At 55.3% G+C, this 20,689-nt stretch carries 34 protein-coding genes; all 34 read right to left on the bottom strand.

Features of this window, described 5'->3' with window-relative positions; all coding sequences use genetic code 11:
* Window positions 1–17: 17 nt before the first annotated feature.
* Window positions 18–482 carry a bacterioferritin gene (bfr, locus tag J3P94_RS03800; RefSeq protein WP_024778335.1) on the bottom strand — a complete coding sequence of 155 codons (465 nt, stop codon included), beginning with the start codon at window positions 480–482 and terminating at the stop codon, window positions 18–20.
* Window positions 483–640: 158 nt separating this feature from the next.
* Window positions 641–2,089 carry a catalase gene (locus J3P94_RS03795; RefSeq protein ID WP_434571476.1) on the bottom strand — a complete coding sequence of 483 codons (1,449 nt, stop codon included), beginning with the start codon at window positions 2,087–2,089 and terminating at the stop codon, window positions 641–643.
* Between the two features lie 224 nt (window positions 2,090–2,313).
* Complete coding sequence (rplQ, locus tag J3P94_RS03790) at window positions 2,314–2,700, bottom strand: 50S ribosomal protein L17 (protein ID WP_003176402.1); 387 nt, start codon at window positions 2,698–2,700, stop codon at window positions 2,314–2,316.
* Window positions 2,701–2,742: 42 nt separating this feature from the next.
* On the bottom strand, window positions 2,743–3,744 hold the full coding sequence (locus J3P94_RS03785; protein WP_003186012.1) for a DNA-directed RNA polymerase subunit alpha: 1,002 nt from the start codon (window positions 3,742–3,744) through the stop codon (window positions 2,743–2,745).
* Between the two features lie 22 nt (window positions 3,745–3,766).
* Window positions 3,767–4,387, bottom strand: a complete 621-nt coding sequence (gene rpsD / locus J3P94_RS03780) for a 30S ribosomal protein S4 (protein ID WP_003176404.1) — start codon at window positions 4,385–4,387, stop codon at window positions 3,767–3,769.
* Between the two features lie 18 nt (window positions 4,388–4,405).
* Window positions 4,406–4,795 (bottom strand): 30S ribosomal protein S11, encoded by a 390-nt coding sequence (gene rpsK, locus J3P94_RS03775; protein ID WP_002555466.1) that lies wholly within the window; start codon window positions 4,793–4,795, stop codon window positions 4,406–4,408.
* Window positions 4,796–4,825: 30 nt separating this feature from the next.
* The gene (rpsM, locus tag J3P94_RS03770; RefSeq protein ID WP_009045849.1) at window positions 4,826–5,182 is read right to left on the bottom strand and encodes a 30S ribosomal protein S13; all 357 of its coding nucleotides are present in this window, start codon (window positions 5,180–5,182) and stop codon (window positions 4,826–4,828) included.
* A 130-nt stretch (window positions 5,183–5,312) separates the two neighbouring features.
* Window positions 5,313–5,429 carry a 50S ribosomal protein L36 gene (gene rpmJ / locus J3P94_RS03765; protein WP_002555468.1) on the bottom strand — a complete coding sequence of 39 codons (117 nt, stop codon included), beginning with the start codon at window positions 5,427–5,429 and terminating at the stop codon, window positions 5,313–5,315.
* Window positions 5,430–5,459: 30 nt separating this feature from the next.
* A complete protein-coding gene (gene secY / locus J3P94_RS03760; protein WP_018612224.1) occupies window positions 5,460–6,788 on the bottom strand; it encodes a preprotein translocase subunit SecY in 1,329 nt (442 codons plus the stop codon).
* The gene (rplO, locus tag J3P94_RS03755; protein WP_003186032.1) at window positions 6,789–7,226 is read right to left on the bottom strand and encodes a 50S ribosomal protein L15; all 438 of its coding nucleotides are present in this window, start codon (window positions 7,224–7,226) and stop codon (window positions 6,789–6,791) included.
* 3 nt (window positions 7,227–7,229) lie between these two features.
* Window positions 7,230–7,406, bottom strand: coding sequence for a 50S ribosomal protein L30 (rpmD, locus tag J3P94_RS03750; protein WP_003176408.1), 177 nt, complete (start codon window positions 7,404–7,406; stop codon window positions 7,230–7,232).
* Window positions 7,407–7,408: 2 nt separating this feature from the next.
* Window positions 7,409–7,909: a 30S ribosomal protein S5 gene (gene rpsE / locus J3P94_RS03745; protein WP_003186035.1), complete on the bottom strand. Its 501-nt coding sequence runs from the start codon at window positions 7,907–7,909 to the stop codon at window positions 7,409–7,411.
* Between the two features lie 3 nt (window positions 7,910–7,912).
* On the bottom strand, window positions 7,913–8,263 hold the full coding sequence (rplR, locus tag J3P94_RS03740) for a 50S ribosomal protein L18 (protein ID WP_003186037.1): 351 nt from the start codon (window positions 8,261–8,263) through the stop codon (window positions 7,913–7,915).
* Window positions 8,264–8,273: 10 nt separating this feature from the next.
* A complete protein-coding gene (gene rplF, locus J3P94_RS03735) occupies window positions 8,274–8,807 on the bottom strand; it encodes a 50S ribosomal protein L6 (protein WP_003186039.1) in 534 nt (177 codons plus the stop codon).
* Between the two features lie 12 nt (window positions 8,808–8,819).
* Window positions 8,820–9,212: a 30S ribosomal protein S8 gene (gene rpsH, locus J3P94_RS03730; protein WP_003186040.1), complete on the bottom strand. Its 393-nt coding sequence runs from the start codon at window positions 9,210–9,212 to the stop codon at window positions 8,820–8,822.
* 210 nt (window positions 9,213–9,422) lie between these two features.
* Complete coding sequence (gene rpsN, locus J3P94_RS03725; protein ID WP_003186042.1) at window positions 9,423–9,728, bottom strand: 30S ribosomal protein S14; 306 nt, start codon at window positions 9,726–9,728, stop codon at window positions 9,423–9,425.
* A 13-nt stretch (window positions 9,729–9,741) separates the two neighbouring features.
* Complete coding sequence (rplE, locus tag J3P94_RS03720) at window positions 9,742–10,281, bottom strand: 50S ribosomal protein L5 (protein ID WP_030140492.1); 540 nt, start codon at window positions 10,279–10,281, stop codon at window positions 9,742–9,744.
* Between the two features lie 22 nt (window positions 10,282–10,303).
* Window positions 10,304–10,618 carry a 50S ribosomal protein L24 gene (gene rplX, locus J3P94_RS03715; protein ID WP_003176416.1) on the bottom strand — a complete coding sequence of 105 codons (315 nt, stop codon included), beginning with the start codon at window positions 10,616–10,618 and terminating at the stop codon, window positions 10,304–10,306.
* A gap of 11 nt (window positions 10,619–10,629) precedes the next feature.
* Window positions 10,630–10,998, bottom strand: coding sequence for a 50S ribosomal protein L14 (gene rplN / locus J3P94_RS03710; protein WP_002555479.1), 369 nt, complete (start codon window positions 10,996–10,998; stop codon window positions 10,630–10,632).
* 23 nt (window positions 10,999–11,021) lie between these two features.
* The gene (gene rpsQ, locus J3P94_RS03705) at window positions 11,022–11,288 is read right to left on the bottom strand and encodes a 30S ribosomal protein S17 (protein WP_003194644.1); all 267 of its coding nucleotides are present in this window, start codon (window positions 11,286–11,288) and stop codon (window positions 11,022–11,024) included.
* 2 nt (window positions 11,289–11,290) lie between these two features.
* Entirely contained in the window at window positions 11,291–11,482 is a 192-nt protein-coding gene (gene rpmC / locus J3P94_RS03700) for a 50S ribosomal protein L29 (protein WP_002555481.1), read from the bottom strand.
* Window positions 11,482–11,895 (bottom strand): 50S ribosomal protein L16, encoded by a 414-nt coding sequence (gene rplP, locus J3P94_RS03695; RefSeq protein WP_003186052.1) that lies wholly within the window; start codon window positions 11,893–11,895, stop codon window positions 11,482–11,484. Before rplP ends, rpmC begins: the two co-directional genes overlap by 1 nt.
* A gap of 12 nt (window positions 11,896–11,907) precedes the next feature.
* Window positions 11,908–12,594 (bottom strand): 30S ribosomal protein S3, encoded by a 687-nt coding sequence (gene rpsC, locus J3P94_RS03690; RefSeq protein WP_003176422.1) that lies wholly within the window; start codon window positions 12,592–12,594, stop codon window positions 11,908–11,910.
* Between the two features lie 13 nt (window positions 12,595–12,607).
* Complete coding sequence (rplV, locus tag J3P94_RS03685) at window positions 12,608–12,940, bottom strand: 50S ribosomal protein L22 (protein WP_003103908.1); 333 nt, start codon at window positions 12,938–12,940, stop codon at window positions 12,608–12,610.
* A gap of 11 nt (window positions 12,941–12,951) precedes the next feature.
* Window positions 12,952–13,227: a 30S ribosomal protein S19 gene (rpsS, locus tag J3P94_RS03680; RefSeq protein WP_002555486.1), complete on the bottom strand. Its 276-nt coding sequence runs from the start codon at window positions 13,225–13,227 to the stop codon at window positions 12,952–12,954.
* Window positions 13,228–13,243: 16 nt separating this feature from the next.
* The gene (rplB, locus tag J3P94_RS03675; protein WP_003186055.1) at window positions 13,244–14,068 is read right to left on the bottom strand and encodes a 50S ribosomal protein L2; all 825 of its coding nucleotides are present in this window, start codon (window positions 14,066–14,068) and stop codon (window positions 13,244–13,246) included.
* A 14-nt stretch (window positions 14,069–14,082) separates the two neighbouring features.
* Window positions 14,083–14,382 carry a 50S ribosomal protein L23 gene (gene rplW, locus J3P94_RS03670; RefSeq protein ID WP_002555488.1) on the bottom strand — a complete coding sequence of 100 codons (300 nt, stop codon included), beginning with the start codon at window positions 14,380–14,382 and terminating at the stop codon, window positions 14,083–14,085.
* Window positions 14,379–14,981, bottom strand: coding sequence for a 50S ribosomal protein L4 (rplD, locus tag J3P94_RS03665; protein ID WP_186615425.1), 603 nt, complete (start codon window positions 14,979–14,981; stop codon window positions 14,379–14,381). The genes rplW and rplD overlap by 4 nt, the downstream gene beginning before the upstream one ends.
* Window positions 14,982–14,993: 12 nt before the next feature.
* Complete coding sequence (rplC, locus tag J3P94_RS03660; RefSeq protein WP_003186059.1) at window positions 14,994–15,629, bottom strand: 50S ribosomal protein L3; 636 nt, start codon at window positions 15,627–15,629, stop codon at window positions 14,994–14,996.
* Window positions 15,630–15,709: 80 nt separating this feature from the next.
* Window positions 15,710–16,021 carry a 30S ribosomal protein S10 gene (gene rpsJ / locus J3P94_RS03655; protein WP_003186070.1) on the bottom strand — a complete coding sequence of 104 codons (312 nt, stop codon included), beginning with the start codon at window positions 16,019–16,021 and terminating at the stop codon, window positions 15,710–15,712.
* Between the two features lie 157 nt (window positions 16,022–16,178).
* Entirely contained in the window at window positions 16,179–17,372 is a 1,194-nt protein-coding gene (tuf, locus tag J3P94_RS03650) for an elongation factor Tu (RefSeq protein ID WP_003186071.1), read from the bottom strand.
* 30 nt (window positions 17,373–17,402) lie between these two features.
* A complete protein-coding gene (fusA, locus tag J3P94_RS03645; RefSeq protein ID WP_053125865.1) occupies window positions 17,403–19,508 on the bottom strand; it encodes an elongation factor G in 2,106 nt (701 codons plus the stop codon).
* A 30-nt stretch (window positions 19,509–19,538) separates the two neighbouring features.
* Window positions 19,539–20,009, bottom strand: coding sequence for a 30S ribosomal protein S7 (gene rpsG, locus J3P94_RS03640; protein ID WP_003186074.1), 471 nt, complete (start codon window positions 20,007–20,009; stop codon window positions 19,539–19,541).
* 102 nt (window positions 20,010–20,111) lie between these two features.
* Window positions 20,112–20,483 carry a 30S ribosomal protein S12 gene (gene rpsL / locus J3P94_RS03635; RefSeq protein ID WP_003186084.1) on the bottom strand — a complete coding sequence of 124 codons (372 nt, stop codon included), beginning with the start codon at window positions 20,481–20,483 and terminating at the stop codon, window positions 20,112–20,114.
* Between the last annotated feature and the right edge of the window lie 206 nt (window positions 20,484–20,689).

The following is a 20,689-nucleotide window of genomic DNA, read 5'->3' as shown; positions in this document are numbered from 1 at the left end:
ATCCCGCAATAAATACATCAGAACTGCGATTGCAGGTAATTCTCCAGCCCGATCAACTTGATCAGACCCAACTGCTTTTCAAGCCAGTAAGTGTGGTCTTCTTCAGTATCGTTGAGCTGCACCCGCAGGATCTCGCGAGTGACGTAGTCGTTGTGCTGTTCGCACAGCTCGATGCCTTTGCACAGCGCCGCACGGACTTTGTATTCCAGACGCAGGTCGGCGGCGAGCATGTCAGGTACGGTGGTACCGATGTCCAGGTCGTCCGGGCGCATGCGTGGCGTGCCTTCGAGCATCAGGATCCGGCGCATCAAGGCGTCGGCGTGCTGCGCCTCTTCTTCCATCTCATGGTTGATACGTTCGTAGAGCTCGGTAAAACCCCAATCCTCGTACATCCGCGAGTGGATGAAATATTGATCACGGGCTGCCAGTTCGCCTGTCAGCAACGTGTTGAGGTAATCGATTACGTCTGGGTGACCTTGCATCGCCCTACATCTCCACAAGCTTTGAAAGGCCCTAGTTTGAACCAAGCTGACTGCAAGGTCACTCGCCTATCGCAATAAAAGTGAAGAAAATCCGAGAAAAGCAGGGTAAATAACGCAAAAACCGCCCAAATGAGGGCGGTTCTGCTTCTCGTTTAGACTTAGTTAAGCTGTACGCCCAAGGCTTTTGCGATACCTTCTCCATAGGCAGCGTCTGCCTTGAAGAAATGCTGCAGCTGGCGATCGACAACATCCGCCGAGACCCCCGCCATCGCACCGGCGATATTGCTGATCAACAGCGCTTTCTGCTCATCGTTCATCAAGCGGAACAGTGCACCGGCATGGCTGTAGTAGTCGGTATCTTCGCGATGATCATACCGATCCGCCGCACCGCTGAGGGCCAGTGCCGGCTCCGCATAACGTGGCGCCTGCTTCGGCGCCTCCACGAAGCTGTTTGGCTCATAGTTCGGAGCCGCGCCGCCATTGCTGCCGAACGCCATGGCGCCGTCGCGCTGGTAGGTATTGACCGGGCTGCGCGGCGCGTTCACCGGCAACTGCTGATGGTTGGTACCTACGCGGTAGCGGTGTGCATCAGCATAGGCAAACACACGCCCCTGCAGCATGCGATCAGGCGAGAGACCCACACCCGGCACCATGTTGCTAGGCCCGAATGCCGCTTGCTCCACTTCGGCGAAGTAGTTCAGCGGGTTACGGTTGAGCTCCAGCTCGCCGACTTCGATTAGCGGAAACTCTTTCTGCGACCAGGTCTTGGTCACATCGAACGGGTTTTCGTAATGGGCCGCGGCCTGTGCCTCGGTCATGATCTGGATGCAGACACTCCATTTCGGGAAGTCACCGCGCTCGATCGCGTTGAACAGGTCGCGCTGGGCATAATCCGGATCGGTGCCCGCCAGGCGTGCAGCGTCGGCCGGCGCGAGGTTCTTGATGCCCTGCTTGGTCTTGTAGTGCCATTTCACCCAGTGACGCTCACCCAGGGCATTGATCAGGCTGTAGGTGTGGCTGCCGAAACCGTGCATGTGACGGTAGCCGTCAGGAATACCGCGGTCAGAGAACAGAATGGTGACCTGATGCAACGCTTCGGGCGAGTGCGACCAGAAGTCCCACATCATCTGGGCACTTTTGAGGTTGCTTTGTGGCAGGCGCTTCTGGGTGTGAATGAAGTCTGGAAACTTCAGTGGGTCGCGGATGAAAAACACCGGTGTGTTGTTGCCGACGATGTCCCAGTTACCTTCTTCGGTGTAGAACTTCAGGGCGAAACCGCGTGGATCGCGCTCGGTATCGGCGGAGCCGCGCTCGCCACCCACGGTAGAGAAGCGCAGGAAAGTCGGCGTCTGCTTGCCGACCGACTCGAACAACTTGGCGCTGGTGTATTGAGTGATGTCGCGAGTTACGGTGAAGGTGCCGTAAGCGCCCGAGCCCTTGGCGTGCACACGACGCTCTGGAATGTTTTCGCGATTGAAATGAGCAAGCTTCTCGATCAGGTGGAAATCGTCGAGCAGCAGCGGGCCACGTGGGCCGGCGGAGCGAGAGTTCTGGTTATCGGCGACAGGAGCGCCACTGGCGGTCGTAAGCGTTTTGGTCTGGCTCATGCTCAAATCTTCCTAGGTCGGTTCGGACTGCCGGCTAATCGGCTGGTGAGGAGTATTAATCATGTTAGTGACAGTATCCAAATTCATTAAATCATGGGCTTCGATAGTCATTATCTAATAAGCAAGATTGCCAATAGCCAGGCCAGGCGAAACGGCTAAAGCACTTTTCAATCGAGCACAAAAAACCGGGCACTAGGCCCGGTTCTTCGTTGCAGACTGTCGTCTTACTCGGCGCTTACAGCTTCGCCGGCAGTAGCACGATCAACCAACTCGACGTACGCCATAGGCGCGTTGTCGCCAGCGCGGAAACCGCACTTGAGGATGCGCAGGTAGCCACCCTCACGGGTAGCGTAACGCTTGCCCAGGTCGTTGAAGAGCTTACCAACGATAGCTTTCGAACGGGTACGGTCGAAAGCCAGGCGGCGGTTAGCCAGGCTGTCTGTCTTGGCCAGAGTGATCAGCGGCTCGGCAACGCGGCGCAGTTCTTTGGCTTTCGGCAGTGTAGTTTTGATCAGCTCGTGCTCGAACAGCGACACCGCCATGTTTTGGAACATGGCCTTGCGGTGCGAGCTGGTGCGGCTCAGGTGACGACCACTTTTACGATGACGCATGGTTCATTCCTTACCAAACACAACGTTCGGTGATTACGACGATCAGGCAGTCGCCTTGTCGTCCTTCTTAAGACTTGCAGGCGGCCAGTTGTCGAGGCGCATGCCGAGGGACAGACCGCGGGAGGCCAGAACGTCCTTGATTTCAGTCAAGGATTTCTTGCCAAGGTTCGGAGTCTTCAACAGCTCTACTTCGGTACGCTGAATCAGGTCACCGATGTAGTAGATGTTTTCCGCCTTAAGGCAGTTAGCCGAACGTACAGTCAGTTCCAGATCGTCAACCGGGCGAAGCAGGATCGGATCGATCTCGTCTTCCTGCTCGACAACCACTGGCTCACTGTCACCCTTGAGGTCGACGAACGCAGCCAACTGCTGTTGCAGGATGGTTGCAGCGCGGCGGATAGCCTCTTCAGGATCCAGGGTACCGTTGGTTTCCAGATCAATAACCAGCTTGTCCAGGTTGGTACGCTGTTCGACACGGGCGTTTTCCACCACGTATGCGATACGGCGAACCGGGCTGAACGAAGAGTCAAGCTGCAAGCGACCGATGCTGCGGCTTTCGTCTTCATCGCTCTGACGCGAGTCTGCCGGTTCATAACCACGACCACGAGCTACGGTGAGCTTCATGTTCAGGGCGCCGTTAGACGCCAGGTTAGCGATTACGTGATCGGGGTTAACGATCTCGACATCATGATCCAGCTGAATATCGGCAGCGGTAACCACCCCCGAACCCTTCTTCGACAAGGTCAGCGTAACTTCGTCACGACCGTGCAGCTTGATAGCCAGACCTTTAAGGTTCAACAGGATTTCAATTACGTCTTCCTGTACACCTTCGATGGCGCTGTACTCGTGGAGCACACCGTCAATCTCGGCCTCGACTACTGCACAGCCGGGCATTGAGGACAACAGGATGCGGCGCAGCGCGTTGCCCAGGGTGTGGCCGAAACCACGCTCGAGAGGCTCGAGTGTGATCTTGGCGCGGGTTGGACTGACAACCTGCACATCAATATGGCGGGGTGTCAGGAACTCATTTACCGAAATCTGCATGGATGCACCTATTTTCTAGCCCTTACTTGGAGTAGAGCTCGACAATCAGGCTTTCGTTGATGTCGGCGGACAGATCACTGCGAGCAGGAACGTTCTTGAAAACGCCCGACTTCTTCTCAGTGTCTACTTCTACCCATTCTACGCGGCCACGTTGGGCACACAGATCGAGAGCTTGGACAATGCGAAGTTGGTTTTTTGCTTTCTCGCGAACAGCAACCACGTCACCAGCACGAACCTGGTAGGACGGAACGTTCACGGTCTGGCCGTTAACGCTGATCGACTTGTGCGATACCAGCTGACGGGATTCGGCACGAGTAGAACCGAAACCCATACGGTATACAACGTTGTCCAGACGGCATTCGAGCAGCTGCAACAGGTTTTCGCCGGTTGCGCCTTTCTTGCCAGCAGCTTCTTTGTAGTAGCCGCTGAATTGACGCTCGAGAACGCCGTAGATACGACGGACCTTCTGCTTTTCACGCAGTTGGGTGCCGTAATCGGACTGGCGACCGCGGCGTTGGCCGTGGATACCAGGTGCTGCTTCAATGTTGCACTTCGATTCGATCGCGCGCACGCCGCTCTTCAGGAAGAGATCGGTGCCTTCGCGACGAGCGAGTTTGCATTTTGGACCAATGTAACGAGCCATTCTTTACAATCTCCTGGATTACACGCGGCGCTTCTTCGGCGGACGGCACCCGTTGTGCGGGATTGGCGTCACGTCGGTGATGCTGGCGATCTTGTAGCCACAGCCGTTCAAAGCGCGGACTGCGGATTCACGACCTGGACCTGGACCTTTGACGTTGACGTCGAGGTTTTTCAGGCCGTATTCCAGCGCAGCTTGACCAGCACGTTCAGCAGCTACTTGAGCAGCGAACGGGGTGGACTTGCGGGAACCGCGGAAACCCGAACCACCGGAGGTAGCCCAGGAAAGAGCGTTACCTTGACGGTCGGTAATGGTCACGATGGTGTTGTTAAAAGATGCATGGATGTGGGCGATGCCATCAACCACTGTCTTTTTAACTTTTTTACGAGGACGAGCAGCAGGTTTTGCCATGATTAAATTCCTGTCGATTCGCTGGGGCGATTACTTGCGGATCGGCTTACGCGGACCTTTACGGGTACGCGCGTTGGTCTTGGTACGCTGACCGCGTACTGGCAGACCACGACGATGACGCAGACCGCGATAGCAACCGAGGTCCATCAAGCGCTTGATTTTCATGTTGATTTCGCGACGCAGGTCACCTTCAGTGGTGAACTTCGCCACTTCGCCACGCAGCTGTTCAATTTGCTCGTCGCTCAGATCCTTGATCTTTGCTGCTGGGTTGACCCCAGTCTCTGCACAAATTTTCTGTGCAGTAGTGCGACCAACACCATAGATGTAGGTCAGCGAGATAACAGTATGCTTGTTATCTGGAATGTTGACGCCTGCAATACGGGCCATTCAGTGGGACTCCAATTGACAGCTACCTACGCCCCGGAAGCCAAGAAATAGGGCGCGAGATAATATCGCTGTAATAACAAATAATCAACCCGGCAGCGCACTAGCTGCCGGGCTTAAAGCACAATCACACTCAGCCTTGGCGCTGTTTGTGACGCGGTTCCGCGCTGCAAATTACCCGAACAACACCTTCGCGGCGAATAATCTTGCAGTTACGGCACAGCTTTTTCACCGATGCACGAACTTTCATCACCAACTCCTCGAACCTTATGGACGCTACTCAGCGCAACATGCCGCTGCCGTAGCCCTTCAGGTTGGCTTTCTTCATCAGGGATTCGTACTGGTGCGAAACGAGGTGCGATTGTACTTGGGACATGAAGTCCATCACAACCACGACCACGATCAGCAACGAGGTCCCGCCAAGGTAGAACGGAACGTTTGCCGCAACCACCAGGAACTGGGGAAGCAAGCACACGGCCGTCATGTAAAGAGCACCGAACAAGGTCAAACGCGTCAGAACGCCATCAATGTAGCGCGCCGACTGCTCGCCCGGACGGATACCCGGAATAAAGGCACCGGACTTCTTCAGGTTTTCCGCTACGTCTTTCGGATTGAACATCAACGCCGTATAGAAGAAGCAGAAGAAAATAATCCCTGCACTAAACAGCAGAATATTCAACGGCTGACCAGGAGCGATCGACTGCGAGATGTCCTGCAACCAGCCCATACCTTCAGACTGGCCGAACCAGGCACCCAACGAAGCCGGGAACAGCAAGATGCTGCTCGCGAAAATGGCCGGGATAACGCCGGCCATGTTCACCTTCAACGGCAAGTGGCTGGTCTGCGCAGCAAATACCTTGCGGCCCTGCTGACGCTTGGCGTAGTGAACAGCGATACGACGCTGGCCACGCTCAATGAACACCACGAAACCGATAATCGCTACTGCCAGCAAACCGATGGCAACCAGGGCGAAGATGTTGATATCACCCTGACGCGCAGACTCGAAAGACTGCCCGATCGCTCTCGGAAGACCGGCGACGATACCTGCGAAGATCAACATCGAGATACCGTTGCCAACACCACGCTCAGTAATCTGCTCACCCAGCCACATCATGAACATCGCACCCGCCACAAAAGTGGTTACCGCGACGAAATGGAAGCCAAAGTCACCAGTGAACGCTACGCCCTGCCCCGCCAGACCGATGGACATGCCAACAGCCTGGACGAGAGCGAGGACGACAGTGAGGTAGCGGGTGTACTGGCTGATCTTGCGACGGCCAGCTTCACCTTCCTTCTTCAACTGCTCCAGCTGCGGACTGACAGCGGACATCAGCTGCATGATGATCGATGCCGAAATGTACGGCATGATCCCCAGTGCAAAGATGCTCATCCGCTCCAGCGCGCCGCCGGAAAACATGTTGAACAAGCTAAGAATGGTCCCCTCATTCTGTCGAAACAGGTCCGCGAGTCGGTCCGGGTTGATACCTGGAACCGGGATGTGTGCGCCTATTCGGTAGACGATAATCGCCAGGAACAGAAAACGCAGACGAGCCCAGAGTTCAGACATACCGCCTTTGCCGAGCGCAGAGAGAGCACCTTGCTTAGCCATTTATTCCTCGAACTTGCCGCCAGCTGCTTCGATAGCCGCACGCGCACCTTTGGTGGCGCCGATTCCCTTTCCGATGGTGACAGCACGAGCAACTTCGCCCGACAGCATGATTTTCACACGCTGTACGTTCTGGTTGATCACGTTGGCATCCTTCAGGGACTGCACGGTGACGATGTCGCCATCCACCTTGGCCAGCTCGGACAGACGCACTTCTGCGCGGTCCATGGCTTTCAGGGAAACGAAACCGAACTTCGGCAGGCGACGATGCAGCGGCTGTTGACCGCCTTCAAAGCCTGGAGCAATGGTGCCACCGGAGCGGGAGGTCTGACCCTTGTGGCCACGGCCACCGGTCTTGCCCAAACCACTACCGATACCACGGCCCGGACGATGCTTTTCGCGACGGGAACCCGGCGCTGGACTCAGATCATTGAGTTTCATCGATTAACCCTCGACACGCAGCATGTAGTAAGCCTTGTTGATCATCCCGCGATTCTCGGGAGTATCCTGGACTTCTACAGTGTGACCGATGCGACGCAGACCCAGACCCTTAACGCACAGTTTGTGGTTAGGGATGCGGCCGGTCATGCTTTTGATCAGCGTAACTTTTACGGTAGCCATGATCAGAAGATCTCCTTGACGCTTTTGCCACGCTTGGCGGCAATGGATTCAGGAGACTGCATTGCTTTCAAACCCTTGAAGGTGGCGTGAACCACGTTTACCGGGTTAGTCGAGCCGTAGCACTTGGCCAGAACGTTCTGAACGCCAGCAACTTCGAGGACAGCACGCATAGCGCCGCCAGCGATGATACCGGTACCTTCAGAAGCAGGCTGCATGTACACCTTCGAAGCGCCATGGGCAGACTTCATTGCGTACTGCAGGGTGGTGCCGTTCAGATCAACCTGGATCATGTTGCGGCGAGCAGCTTCCATTGCCTTCTGGATCGCAGCAGGCACTTCACGCGACTTGCCACGGCCGAAGCCAACACGCCCTTTACCATCACCTACCACGGTCAACGCGGTGAAAGTGAAGATACGGCCGCCTTTAACGGTTTTGGCTACGCGGTTAACTTGAACCAGCTTCTCGATGTAGCCTTCGTCGCGCTTTTGGTCGTTATTTGACATAACTTAGAACTCCAGCCCAGCTTCACGAGCAGCATCAGCCAGCGCCTTGACGCGGCCGTGGTACTTGAAGCCAGAGCGGTCGAAAGCCACCTGCGAGACGCCAGCGGCTTTAGCACGCGTAGCGACCAGCTGGCCAACCTTAGTGGCCGCGTCGATGTTGCCAGTGGCGCCATCACGCAGTTCTTTATCCAAAGTCGAGGCACTTGCCAGGACTTTGTTGCCGTCGGCCGAAATGACCTGGGCGTAGATGTGCTGCGACGAGCGGAACACGCAGAGACGCACGACTTCGAGTTCGTGCATTTTCAGGCGTGCTTTGCGAGCGCGACGCAGTCGAGTAACTTTTTTGTCGGTCATTTGCTATGCCCTACTTCTTCTTGGCTTCTTTACGACGGACGACTTCGTCCGCGTAGCGCACACCTTTGCCTTTGTACGGCTCTGGTGGACGGAAGTCGCGGATCTCGGCGGCCACTTGACCTACCAGCTGCTTGTCGATGCCCTTGATCAGGATATCGGTCTGGCTAGGAGTCTCAGCGGTGATGCCTTCCGGCAGTTCATAATCCACTGGGTGCGAGAAGCCAAGAGCCAGGTTCAGCACTGTGCCTTTTGCTTGCGCTTTGTAACCAACACCGACCAGCTGGAGCTTGCGCTCGAAGCCTTGGCTTACGCCTTGGACCATGTTGTTTACCAACGCACGAGTGGTACCAGCCATTGCGCGAGTCTGTTGATCGCCATTGCGAGCAGCGAAACGCAGCTCACCAGCTTCTTCAACGATCTCAACGGACGAATGGATGTTCAGTTGCAGAGTGCCCTTGGCACCCTTCACCGAAAGCTGTTGGCCTGCGAATTTGACTTCGACACCGGCTGGCAGCTTAACGGGGTTCTTAGCGACGCGTGACATGCTTATCCCCCCTTAGAACACAGTGCAAAGAACTTCGCCGCCGACACCGGCAGCGCGCGCAGCACGATCCGTCATCACACCTTTGTTGGTGGAGACGATAGACACACCGAGACCGCCACGAACTTTTGGCAGATCATCGACGGACTTGTACTGACGCAGGCCTGGACGGCTAACGCGCTTCACTTCCTCGATGACCGGACGGCCTTCGAAGTACTTAAGCTCGATGGACAGCAGAGGCTTGATTTCGCTGCTGATCTGATAACCCGCAATGTAACCTTCGTCCTTCAGGACTTTGGCAACAGCTACCTTCAACGTAGAAGATGGCATGCTTACGACGGACTTTTCAGCCATCTGGGCATTACGGATACGAGTTAGCATGTCCGCTAACGGGTCCTGCATACTCATGGGCTAGACGCTCCTAATACACAAAAAATTAGCCTTTCGGCTAGTACGTGTCGCCGAGCGCATCCGTGCAATAAAAACACGGGCTCAGGCGAGCCGGGTATTCTAGACACACCCCACAAATGAATCAAGCCCCAAAAGGGGCTTGATTCAAGTTCAAGGTCACCGACGGTCAGGATCTTGCGATCCCGAGCGCCGCGACTTTGACAGTGCTTACCAGCTGGCCTTGACCAGACCTGGAACGTCACCACGCATTGCAGCTTGACGCAGCATGTTACGGCCGAGGCCGAACTTGCGGTACACGCCGTGCGGACGACCAGTCAGGCGGCAGCGGTTACGCATGCGCGAAGCGCTGGCGTCACGTGGCTGCTTCTGCAGTGCTACGGTAGCTTCCCAACGCGCTTCTGGACTTGCGTTCAGATCAACGATGATAGCTTTCAGCGCTGCACGCTTGGTGGCGTACTTGGCAACGGTGAGCTGACGCTTCAGCTCACGGTTCTTCATGCTCTTCTTGGCCATTGTCCTACTCCAATCAGTTGCGGAACGGGAATTTGAAAGCACGCAGCAGTGCGCGACCTTCTTCATCCGTCCGAGCAGTGGTGGTCAGGGTAATGTCCAGACCGCGGAGAGCGTCGATCTTGTCGTAATCGATTTCCGGGAAAATGATCTGCTCTTTCACGCCCATGCTGTAGTTGCCACGACCATCGAAGGACTTGGCATTCAGGCCGCGGAAGTCGCGAACCCGAGGCAGGGAGATCGACAGCAGACGATCCAGGAACTCGTACATACGCTCACGGCGCAGGGTCACTTTGACGCCGATCGGCCAACCTTCACGGACTTTGAAGCCAGCGATGGATTTCCGAGCGTAAGTCACAACGACTTTCTGACCGGTGATCTTTTCCAGGTCGGCTACAGCGTGCTCGATGACTTTTTTGTCGCCGATCGCTTCGCCCAGACCCATGTTCAGGGTGATTTTGGTAACGCGCGGAACTTCCATCACGTTCGAAAGCTTAAGTTCTTCCTTAAGCTTCGGTGCGATTTCCTTCCGGTAAATCTCTTTTAGTCGTGCCATGGTCTCATCTACCTAGCAGTGTTCAAGCATCAACCGCTTTTTGGGTCGACTTGAAGACACGAATTTTCTTGCCGTCTTCTACTTTGAAACCAACGCGGTCAGCCTTGTTGGTTTCGCCGTTGAAAATGGCGACGTTAGAAGCATCCAGTGGAGCTTCTTTTTCGACGATACCGCCCTGCACGCCCGACATCGGGTTAGGCTTGGTATGACGCTTGACCAGGTTCAGACCGCCAATAACCAAACGGTTGTTAGCGAGAACCTTAAGCACCTTACCGCGCTTACCTTTGTCTTTGCCGGCGATCACGATGATCTCGTCGTCACGACGAATCTTTTGCATGTCGGATCTCCTTACAGCACTTCTGGGGCGAGCGAGACGATCTTCATGAACTTCTCAGTACGAAGTTCACGGGTCACTGGCCCAAAGATACGGGTGCCGATTGGCTCTTGCTTGTTGTTCAGCAGAACAGCAGCGTTGCCATCAAAGCGGATGATGGAGCCGTCAGCACGACGAACACCATGGCGAGTGCGGACTACAACAGCAGTCATCACTTGACCTTTCTTCACCTTACCGCGAGGAATTGCTTCCTTGACGGTAACTTTGATGATGTCACCGATACCAGCGTAACGACGATGGGAGCCACCCAGCACCTTGATGCACATAACACGGCGAGCGCCGCTGTTATCGGCCACATCGAGCATGGATTGAGTCTGAATCATATAATTTCTCCGACCCCTAGCCCTTAGACTTCCACAGCGCGTTCGAGAACATCAACCAGCGCCCAAGACTTGGTCTTGGCCATCGGACGAGTTTCACGAATAGTGACTTTGTCGCCGATGTGGCACTGATTGGTTTCGTCGTGCGCGTGCAGCTTAGTCGAACGCTTAACGTATTTACCGTAGATCGGGTGCTTAACGCGACGCTCGATCAGAACGGTGATGGTTTTGTCCATCTTGTCGCTGACAACACGGCCAGTCAGCGTACGGACAGTTTTTTCGGCTTCAGCCATGATTACTTACCTGCCTGCTGGTTGAGCACAGTTTTCACGCGAGCGATGTCACGCTTAACTTGCGAGAGCAGATGAGACTGCCCCAACTGGCCAGTTGCCTTCTGCATACGCAGATTGAACTGGTCGCGCAGCAGGCCGAGCAGTTGCTCGTTCAGCTGCTGTGCTGATTTTTCACGAAGTTCATTCGCTTTCATCACATCACCGTCCGTTTAACAAAGGAGGTGGCGAGCGGCAGCTTTGCAGCAGCCAGGGCGAAAGCCTCACGCGCCAGCTCTTCAGAAACACCCTCGATTTCATACAGGACTTTGCCTGGCTGAATCTGGGCAACCCAGTACTCCACGTTACCCTTACCTTTACCCATCCGAACTTCGAGTGGCTTCTTGGTGACAGGCTTGTCCGGGAATACACGGATCCAGATCTTGCCGCCACGTTTTACGTGACGGGTCAGAGCACGACGCGCTGACTCGATCTGACGAGCGGTGAGACGACCACGAGCAACAGACTTCAGCGCGAACTCGCCGAAGCTGACTTTGCTACCGCGCAATGCCAGGCCACGGTTGTGACCGGTCATCTGCTTGCGGAACTTCGTACGCTTTGGTTGCAACATTTGGCGTACCCCTTACTTAGCAGCTTTTTTACGAGGCGCTGGTGCTTGTGGTTTCAGTTCTTCTTGGCGACCACCAATTACTTCGCCTTTGAAGATCCAAACCTTTACACCGATCACACCGTAAGTGGTGTGAGCTTCGTAGTTGGCATAGTCGATGTCGGCACGCAGGGTGTGCAATGGCACACGACCTTCGCGATACCATTCAGTACGTGCGATTTCAGCACCGCCGAGACGACCGCTCACTTGGATTTTGATGCCTTTGGCACCAATGCGCATGGCGTTCTGTACAGCGCGCTTCATAGCGCGACGGAACATTACGCGACGCTCCAGCTGCTGAGCTACGCTCTGCGCAACCAGCATACCGTCGAGCTCCGGCTTGCGGATCTCTTCGATATTGATGTGCACAGGCACACCCATTTGCTTGGTCAGGTCCTGACGCAGTTTCTCAACATCTTCACCTTTCTTCCCGATAACGATACCTGGACGAGCGGTGTGGATGGTGATACGTGCAGTCTGAGCCGGACGATGGATATCGATACGGCTGACGGACGCGCTTTTTAGTTTGTCTTGGAGATACTCACGCACCTTCAGATCAGCGAACAAGTAGTCCGCATAAGTCCGACCGTCTGCGTACCAGACGGAGGTGTGCTCCTTGACGATTCCCAGGCGAATGCCAATGGGATGTACTTTCTGACCCATCTCTTCGACTCCGTTACTTGTCAGCAACCTTGACAGTGATATGGCAAGACCGCTTGACGATGCGATCAGCACGGCCTTTGGCACGTGGCATGATGCGCTTCAGCGAACGCCCTTCGTTGACGAAAACGGTGCTGACCTTCAGGTCATCAACGTCTGCGCCTTCGTTATGCTCGGCGTTGGCTACGGCCGACTCCAGCACTTTTTTCATGATCTCGGCGGCTTTCTTACTGCTGAAAGCCAACAGGTTGAGCGCTTCGCCCACCTTCTTCCCGCGGATCTGGTCGGCGACCAAGCGGGCTTTCTGGGCGGAGATTCGAGCGCCCGACAACTTAGCGGCTACTTCCATTTCCTTACCCCTTAACGCTTGGCTTTCTTGTCAGCCACGTGCCCACGATATGTGCGGGTACCGGCGAACTCGCCCAGTTTGTGGCCGACCATGTCTTCGTTCACGAGAACTGGGACGTGCTGGCGACCGTTGTGTACAGCGATGGTCAGACCGACCATCTGTGGCAGGATCATCGAACGACGCGACCAGGTCTTAACTGGTTTGCGATCGTTCTTTTCCGCCGCCACTTCGATCTTCTTCAGTAGGTGAAGATCAATAAAAGGACCTTTTTTCAGAGAACGTGGCACTGTCGTATCCCTCTATTTACTTGCGACGACGGACGATCATTTTGTCGGTACGCTTATTACCACGAGTCTTCGCGCCCTTAGTCGGGAAGCCCCATGGCGATACCGGATGACGACCACCAGAGGTACGACCTTCACCACCACCATGTGGGTGGTCAACCGGGTTCATGGCAACACCACGAACGGTTGGGCGAACGCCACGCCAGCGCTTGGCACCAGCTTTACCCAACGAACGCAGGCTGTGCTCGGAGTTCGAGACTTCGCCCAGGGTCGCACGGCATTCAGCCAGGACTTTACGCATCTCACCAGAACGCAGACGCAGGGTCACGTAGACACCTTCACGAGCGATCAGCTGAGCCGAAGCACCAGCGGAACGAGCGATTTGCGCGCCTTTACCTGGCTTCAATTCGATGCCGTGTACGGTGCTACCAACTGGAATGTTGCGCAGTTGCAGAGCGTTGCCCGGCTTGATCGGTGCCAGAGCACCTGCGATCAGCTGGTCGCCAGCGCTCACGCCTTTAGGGGCGATGATGTAGCGACGCTCGCCATCTGCGTACAGCAGCAGAGCGATGTGAGCAGTACGGTTTGGATCGTATTCGATACGCTCGACGGTGGCAGCGATGCCATCCTTGTCGTTGCGACGGAAGTCGACCAGACGATAATGCTGCTTATGACCACCACCAATGTGACGAGTGGTAATACGGCCATTGTTGTTACGACCACCAGACTTCGATTTTTTCTCGAGCAGCGGTGCGTGAGGAGCGCCTTTATGCAGCTCCTGGTTGACCACCTTGACCACAAAACGGCGGCCAGGGGAAGTCGGTTTGCATTTAACGATTGCCATGATGCACCCCTTCCTTACTCAGCACTGCTGCTGAAATCGAGATCTTGGCCTGGCTGAAGGGAGATAACTGCCTTCTTCCAGTCATTACGCTTGCCCAGACCGCGAGCAGTGCGCTTGCTCTTACCCAGAACGTTCAGGGTAGTAACGCGCTCTACTTTCACGCTGAACAGGCTTTCGACGGCCTTCTTGATTTCCAGCTTGGTTGCATCGGTTGCAACCTTGAAAACGAACTGGCCTTTCTTGTCTGCCAGAACCGTAGCCTTCTCGGAAACGTGCGGGCCAAGCAGAACTTTAAATACGCGTTCCTGGTTCATCCCAGCAGCTCCTCGAATTTCTTCACGGCCGACACGGTGATCAACACCTTGTCGTATGCGATCAGACTGACCGGATCGGAACCCTGCACGTCACGGACATCGACGTGTGGCAGGTTGCGAGCAGCCAGGTACAGGTTCTGATCAACAGCGTCAGACACGATCAGGACGTCAGTCAGGCCCATGCCATTCAGCTTGTTCAGCAGATCTTTGGTTTTCGGTGCTTCAACAGCGAAGTCCTGAACCACGACCAGACGATCAGTACGCACCAGCTCAGCAAGGATGGAACGCATTGCTGCGCGATACATCTTCTTGTTCAGCTTCTGGGTGTGATCCTGAGGACGAGCTGCGAAAGTGGTACCGCCGCCACGCCAGATAGGGCTACGGATAGTACCGGCACGAGCACGGCCAGTACCTTTCTGACGCCATGGGCGCTTACCGCCACCACGAACGTCGGAACGGGTCTTTTGCTGCTTGCTACCTTGACGGCCGCCGGCCATGTAGGCCACGACTGCTTGGTGAACCAGCGTCTCGTTGAATTCGCCGCCAAATGTCAGTTCGGAAACTTCGATCGCTTGAGCGTCATTTACATTTAATTGCATGTCAGCTTCCCCTTAACCGCGAGCCTTGGCTGCTGGACGTACAACCAAGTTGCCGCCAGTAGCGCCAGGAACAGCGCCCTTGACCAACAACAGATTGCGTTCAGCGTCCACGCGCACTACTTCGAGGGACTGCACGGTCACGCGCTCGGCGCCCATATGACCGGACATTTTTTTGCCCTTGAATACACGACCAGGAGTCTGGCACTGGCCGATAGAGCCTGGAACGCGGTGGGATACGGAGTTACCGTGGGTGTTATCTTGCCCGCGGAAGTTCCAACGCTTGATCGTACCCTGGAAGCCTTTACCCTTGGACTGACCGGTTACATCAACCAGTTGACCAGCAGCGAAGATTTCAGCGTTGATCAGATCGCCGGCCTGGTACTCGCCTTCTTCAAGGCGGAATTCCATTACGGTACGACCAGCGGCAACGTTCGCCTTGGCGAAGTGGCCAGCTTGAGCAGCTGTTACACGCGAAGCACGACGCTCGCCGACAGTGACTTGCACTGCACGATAGCCATCGGTCTCTTCAGTTTTGAACTGGGTGACGCGATTCGGCTCGATCTCAATGACCGTGACCGGAATGGAGACACCTTCTTCGGTGAAAATACGGGTCATACCGCATTTACGACCGACTACACCAATAGTCATGTTGTAAACCTCATGAGTGTACGGGGCTTTCACCCGCTATGGCCGCCCATTTCAGAGCGTTACACGACTAAGACCGAGTCTTAGCCGAGGCTGATCTGCACTTCCACACCGGCCGCAAGATCGAGCTTCATAAGAGCATCAACGGTTTTATCCGTTGGCTGGACGATGTCCAGAACGCGCTTATGAGTACGGATCTCGTACTGGTCACGCGCGTCTTTGTTGACGTGCGGGGAGACCAGAACGGTGAACCGCTCTTTACGGGTAGGCAGTGGAATTGGACCACGCACTTGAGCACCAGTACGTTTCGCGGTTTCCACGATTTCCTGGGTGGATTGGTCGATCAGGCGATGGTCAAAAGCCTTCAACCTGATACGGATTTGCTGATTTTGCATTGGATTTCAGACTCCGGCTGCTATTCCCACCGGGCGCAATACGCCCGTTAAAAGGAGGCGCAATTCTATAGACGCCCCCGATAGGTGTCAACCCAATAAAAAAGCCCCCGCTAAGCGGGGGCTTTTCAACTCACCGAGCCAACTCTACAAGAGAGTCTTACTCGATGATTTTGGCTACGACGCCAGCGCCGACGGTACGACCGCCTTCACGGATAGCGAAACGCAGACCGTCTTCCATTGCGATGGTCTTGATCAGGGTGACAACCATTTTGATGTTGTCGCCCGGCATTACCATTTCAACGCCTTCCGGCAGCTCGCAGTTACCGGTCACGTCAGTGGTCCGGAAGTAGAACTGTGGACGGTAGCCTTTGAAGAACGGAGTGTGACGACCGCCTTCTTCTTTGCTCAGAACGTACACTTCAGCTTCGAACTTGGTGTGCGGCTTGACCGAACCCGGCTTAACCAGAACCTGGCCACGCTCAACGTCGTCACGCTTGGTACCACGCAGCAGAACGCCGCAGTTCTCGCCAGCACGACCTTCGTCGAGCAGCTTACGGAACATTTCAACACCGGTGCAGGTGGTGACGGTGGTGTCACGCAGACCTACGATTTCCAGCGGATCCTGAACCTTGACGATACCGCGCTCGATACGACCAGTCACAACAGTACCGCGACCGGAGATCGAGAATACGTCTTCGATAGGCATCAGGAACGGCTTGTCGATAACACGAACTGGCTCTGGGATGTAGCTGTCCAGAGTTTCTACCAGACGCTTCACAGCGGTGGTACCCATTTCGTTGTCGTCCTGACCGTTCAGAGCCATCAGAGCCGAACCGATGATGATTGGGGTGTCATCACCTGGGAAGTCGTAAGTGCTCAGCAGATCGCGCACTTCCATCTCAACCAGTTCCAGCAGCTCAGCGTCGTCAACCATGTCAGCCTTGTTCAGGAAAACAACGATGTACGGAACGCCTACCTGACGGGACAGCAGGATGTGCTCACGGGTTTGTGGCATCGGACCATCGGCGGCCGAGCAAACCAGGATCGCGCCGTCCATCTGGGCAGCACCGGTGATCATGTTCTTCACATAGTCAGCGTGACCTGGGCAGTCAACGTGAGCGTAGTGACGAATCGAAGAGTTGTACTCAACGTGCGCGGTGTTGATGGTGATACCACGAGCCTTTTCTTCCGGAGCGCTGTCGATTTTGTCGAAAGCAACAACGGCCGAACCGAAAACTTCGGAGCAGACGCGAGTCAGAGCAGCGGTCAGAGTGGTTTTACCGTGGTCAACGTGACCAATGGTGCCAACGTTGACGTGCGGTAGGGAACGATCAAATTTTTCTTTAGCCACGACAATTAACTCCTTGCCTAAAGGGCTGAATCAGCCTTGCTTTTTGGTAACAGTCTCGACGATATGCGACGGAGCTGTATTGTATTTTTTGAATTCCATAGAGTAGCTTGCGCGACCCTGAGACATGGAACGAACGTCGGTCGCGTAACCGAACATTTCACCCAACGGAACCTCGGCGCGGATAACCTTGCCGGAAACCGTATCTTCCATACCCAGAATCATGCCACGACGACGGTTAAGGTCGCCCATGACATCACCCATGTAGTCTTCAGGCGTAACGACTTCTACTGCCATGATCGGCTCGAGCAACTCACCACCGCCCTTCTGGGCCAGTTGCTTGGTTGCCATGGAAGCAGCCACCTTGAACGCCATCTCGTTGGAGTCGACGTCGTGGTAAGAACCATCAAACACTGTTGCCTTCAGGCCGATCAGCGGATAGCCGGCAACAACGCCGTTCTTCATCTGCTCTTCGATACCCTTCTGGATCGCCGGGATGTATTCCTTAGGAACAACACCACCTACGACTTCGTTCACGAATTGCAGACCTTCCTGACCTTCGTCAGCCGGTGCAAAACGGATCCAGCAGTGACCGAACTGGCCACGACCGCCGGACTGGCGAACGAACTTGCCTTCGATTTCACAGTTCTTCGTGATGCGTTCACGATAGGAAACCTGAGGCTTGCCGATGTTGGCTTCGACGTTGAACTCACGGCGCATCCGGTCAACCAGGATGTCCAGGTGCAGCTCGCCCATGCCGGAGATGATCGTCTGACCAGTCTCTTCATCAGTCTTGACGCGGAAAGACGGGTCTTCCTGAGCAAGTTTGCCCAGAGCGATACCCATTTTTTCCTGGTCATCCTTGGTCTTGGGCTCAACGGCAACCGAAATAACCGGCTCCGGGAAGTCCATGCGAACCAGGATGATTGGCTTGTCAGCGTTGCACAAGGTTTCGCCAGTGGTGACGTCCTTCATGCCGATCAAGGCCGCGATGTCACCAGCGCGTACTTCCTTGATTTCTTCACGGGCGTTTGCGTGCATCTGCACCATACGACCCACACGCTCTTTCTTGCCTTTTACCGAGTTGATCACGCCGTCGCCGGAGGCCAACACGCCCGAGTAAACCCGAACAAAGGTCAAGGTACCCACGAATGGGTCGGTAGCGATCTTGAATGCCAAAGCCGCGAACGGCTCGTCGTCACTTGCGTGACGCTCCATTTCCTCTTCCTCGTTATCCGGGTTGGAACCCTTGATAGCAGGAATGTCGGTTGGAGCAGGCAGGAAGTCGATAACGGCGTCGAGAACCAGGGGAACACCCTTGTTCTTGAAGGAAGAACCACAAACAGCCAGAACGATCTCACCAGCGATAGTACGCTGACGCAGAGCGGCCTTGATTTCCTCGTTGGTGAGTTCTTCACCCTCGAGGTACTTGTTCATCAGCTCTTCGTTGGCTTCGGCCGCAGCCTCGACCATGTTGCCGCGCCACTTCTCGGCTTCTTCCAGCAATTCAGCAGGAATGTCCTTGCGAACAGGAACCATGCCCTTGTCGGAATCGTTCCAGTAGACAGCTTGCATGTTGATCAGATCGATCTGACCCTGGAAGTTGTCTTCGGAACCGATAGCCAACTGGATCGGCACCGGAGTGTGACCCAGACGCTGCTTGATCTGAGCGATCACGCGCAGGAAGTTGGCACCAGCACGGTCCATCTTGTTTACGTAAACAAGACGTGGAACGCCGTATTTGTTGGCCTGACGCCATACGGTTTCCGACTGAGGCTCAACACCCGAAGTACCGCAGAACACAACGACCGCGCCGTCGAGTACACGCAAGGAACGTTCAACTTCAATGGTGAAGTCTACGTGGCCCGGGGTATCGATAACGTTGAAGCGATGCTCGTGCGGGTACTGCTTCTCGGAACCTTTCCAGAAGGCGGTGATAGCAGCAGAAGTAATGGTAATACCACGCTCCTGCTCCTGCACCATCCAGTCTGTGGTCGCGGCGCCGTCATGCACCTCGCCCATTTTGTGACTTTTGCCGGTGTAAAAAAGGACGCGCTCGGTGGTGGTGGTCTTACCAGCATCCACGTGAGCAACGATACCGATGTTACGGTAGCGATTAATCGGTGTAGTACGAGCCATAAAGCCCTCGCAAATTGAGTGACGCTAAAATTAGAAGCGGTAGTGCGAGAAAGCCTTGTTGGCTTCAGCCATACGGTGCACGTCTTCACGCTTCTTAACTGCAGCACCTTTACCTTCAGCAGCGTCCAACAGTTCACCAGCCAAACGCAGAGCCATGGACTTCTCGCCGCGCTTGCGGGCGAAGTCTACCAGCCAGCGCATTGCCAGGGCGTTACGACGGGAAGGACGAACTTCGACCGGAACCTGGTAAGTAGCACCGCCTACACGGCGCGACTTCACTTCGACCAGCGGAGCGATGGCGTCGAGAGCTTTCTCGAAGATTTCCAGGGGATCGCTGTTCTTGCGTTCCTTAACTTTGTCCAGTGCGCCATAAACAATACGCTCGGCAACGGCTTTCTTGCCGCTCTCCATAACGTGGTTCATGAACTTGGCGAGGATCTGGCTTCCGTATTTCGGATCGTCCAGAATCTCACGTTTGGCTGCTACGCGACGTCTTGGCATGATAAGCCCTCAAGCGGTCTTCAGGTTAGCCCGGGACAGCTCACGCTTGCCCGACCTTACTCTTATCGACTCAATAAAAATGAAAAACTGCAAAACGACCGATTACTTCGGACGCTTGGTACCGTACTTCGAACGACCCTGGTTACGACCTTTGACGCCGGAAGTATCCAAAGAACCGCGGACGGTGTGGTAACGAACACCTGGCAAGTCTTTTACACGACCGCCGCGGATCAGTACCACGCTGTGCTCTTGCAGGTTGTGGCCTTCACCGCCGATGTACGAGGAAACCTCGAAACCGTTGGTCAGGCGCACACGGCATACTTTACGCAGTGCCGAGTTAGGTTTTTTCGGCGTGGTGGTATACACACGGGTGCATACGCCACGACGTTGCGGGCAGTTCTGCAGCGCAGGCACGTCGGATTTCTCGACGATACGCTTACGCGGCTGACGTACCAGCTGGTTGATAGTTGCCATCTACTAGCTCCACTGTTGTCTTGCGACGCTATTGTCTTACAAGAAAAGCAAAATGGCAGGAACGAATTCCCGCCAAATTTAGGGGATCAAGAGTCTAAAGAGGATCTTGTCCCCAGTCAAGGCAAGGCCCCGACCTCCCCACTCGCCGGATCTCGACAATTTGTCTCGATCCGCCGAACGGGGCGACCAGGGCCAGGCACTCAATC

Source organism: Pseudomonas sp. Z3-8, assembly GCF_051131975.1.
GTDB lineage: Bacteria > Pseudomonadota > Gammaproteobacteria > Pseudomonadales > Pseudomonadaceae > Aquipseudomonas.
The sequence above is the reverse complement of the archived record's forward strand: the minus strand, read 5'-3'. Positions and strand labels throughout refer to the sequence as shown.

Excerpts from the sequence above, each read along its gene's own strand:
- bfr (WP_024778335.1), bottom strand. The coding sequence starts at position 482 with ATGCAAGGTCACCCAGACGTAATCGATTACCTCAACACGTTGCTGACA.
- J3P94_RS03795 (WP_434571476.1), bottom strand. The coding sequence starts at position 2,089 with ATGAGCCAGACCAAAACGCTTACGACCGCCAGTGGCGCTCCTGTCGCC.
- rplQ (WP_003176402.1), bottom strand. The coding sequence starts at position 2,700 with ATGCGTCATCGTAAAAGTGGTCGTCACCTGAGCCGCACCAGCTCGCAC.
- J3P94_RS03785 (WP_003186012.1), bottom strand. The coding sequence starts at position 3,744 with ATGCAGATTTCGGTAAATGAGTTCCTGACACCCCGCCATATTGATGTG.
- rpsD (WP_003176404.1), bottom strand. The coding sequence starts at position 4,387 with ATGGCTCGTTACATTGGTCCAAAATGCAAACTCGCTCGTCGCGAAGGC.
- rpsK (WP_002555466.1), bottom strand. The coding sequence starts at position 4,795 with ATGGCAAAACCTGCTGCTCGTCCTCGTAAAAAAGTTAAAAAGACAGTG.
- rpsM (WP_009045849.1), bottom strand. The coding sequence starts at position 5,182 with ATGGCCCGTATTGCAGGCGTCAACATTCCAGATAACAAGCATACTGTT.
- rpmJ (WP_002555468.1), bottom strand. The coding sequence starts at position 5,429 with ATGAAAGTTCGTGCATCGGTGAAAAAGCTGTGCCGTAACTGCAAGATT.
- secY (WP_018612224.1), bottom strand. The coding sequence starts at position 6,788 with ATGGCTAAGCAAGGTGCTCTCTCTGCGCTCGGCAAAGGCGGTATGTCT.
- rplO (WP_003186032.1), bottom strand. The coding sequence starts at position 7,226 with ATGAAACTCAATGATCTGAGTCCAGCGCCGGGTTCCCGTCGCGAAAAG.
- rpmD (WP_003176408.1), bottom strand. The coding sequence starts at position 7,406 with ATGGCTACCGTAAAAGTTACGCTGATCAAAAGCATGACCGGCCGCATC.
- rpsE (WP_003186035.1), bottom strand. The coding sequence starts at position 7,909 with ATGTCAAATAACGACCAAAAGCGCGACGAAGGCTACATCGAGAAGCTG.
- rplR (WP_003186037.1), bottom strand. The coding sequence starts at position 8,263 with ATGACCGACAAAAAAGTTACTCGACTGCGTCGCGCTCGCAAAGCACGC.
- rplF (WP_003186039.1), bottom strand. The coding sequence starts at position 8,807 with ATGTCACGCGTCGCTAAGAACCCCGTTAAGCTGCCAGCCGGTGTCGAA.
- rpsH (WP_003186040.1), bottom strand. The coding sequence starts at position 9,212 with ATGAGTATGCAGGACCCGTTAGCGGACATGCTAACTCGTATCCGTAAT.
- rpsN (WP_003186042.1), bottom strand. The coding sequence starts at position 9,728 with ATGGCCAAGAAGAGCATGAAGAACCGTGAGCTGAAGCGTCAGCTCACC.
- rplE (WP_030140492.1), bottom strand. The coding sequence starts at position 10,281 with ATGGCACGACTAAAAGAGATTTACCGGAAGGAAATCGCACCGAAGCTT.
- rplX (WP_003176416.1), bottom strand. The coding sequence starts at position 10,618 with ATGCAAAAGATTCGTCGTGACGACGAGATCATCGTGATCGCCGGCAAA.
- rplN (WP_002555479.1), bottom strand. The coding sequence starts at position 10,998 with ATGATTCAGACTCAATCCATGCTCGATGTGGCCGATAACAGCGGCGCT.
- rpsQ (WP_003194644.1), bottom strand. The coding sequence starts at position 11,288 with ATGGCTGAAGCCGAAAAAACTGTCCGTACGCTGACTGGCCGTGTTGTC.
- rpmC (WP_002555481.1), bottom strand. The coding sequence starts at position 11,482 with ATGAAAGCGAATGAACTTCGTGAAAAATCAGCACAGCAGCTGAACGAG.
- rplP (WP_003186052.1), bottom strand. The coding sequence starts at position 11,895 with ATGTTGCAACCAAAGCGTACGAAGTTCCGCAAGCAGATGACCGGTCAC.
- rpsC (WP_003176422.1), bottom strand. The coding sequence starts at position 12,594 with ATGGGTCAGAAAGTACATCCCATTGGCATTCGCCTGGGAATCGTCAAG.
- rplV (WP_003103908.1), bottom strand. The coding sequence starts at position 12,940 with ATGGAAGTAGCCGCTAAGTTGTCGGGCGCTCGAATCTCCGCCCAGAAA.
- rplB (WP_003186055.1), bottom strand. The coding sequence starts at position 14,068 with ATGGCAATCGTTAAATGCAAACCGACTTCCCCTGGCCGCCGTTTTGTG.
- rplW (WP_002555488.1), bottom strand. The coding sequence starts at position 14,382 with ATGAACCAGGAACGCGTATTTAAAGTTCTGCTTGGCCCGCACGTTTCC.
- rplD (WP_186615425.1), bottom strand. The coding sequence starts at position 14,981 with ATGCAATTAAATGTAAATGACGCTCAAGCGATCGAAGTTTCCGAACTG.
- rplC (WP_003186059.1), bottom strand. The coding sequence starts at position 15,629 with ATGACTATTGGTGTAGTCGGTCGTAAATGCGGTATGACCCGTATTTTC.
- rpsJ (WP_003186070.1), bottom strand. The coding sequence starts at position 16,021 with ATGCAAAATCAGCAAATCCGTATCAGGTTGAAGGCTTTTGACCATCGC.
- fusA (WP_053125865.1), bottom strand. The coding sequence starts at position 19,508 with ATGGCTCGTACTACACCGATTAATCGCTACCGTAACATCGGTATCGTT.
- rpsG (WP_003186074.1), bottom strand. The coding sequence starts at position 20,009 with ATGCCAAGACGTCGCGTAGCAGCCAAACGTGAGATTCTGGACGATCCG.
- rpsL (WP_003186084.1), bottom strand. The coding sequence starts at position 20,483 with ATGGCAACTATCAACCAGCTGGTACGTCAGCCGCGTAAGCGTATCGTC.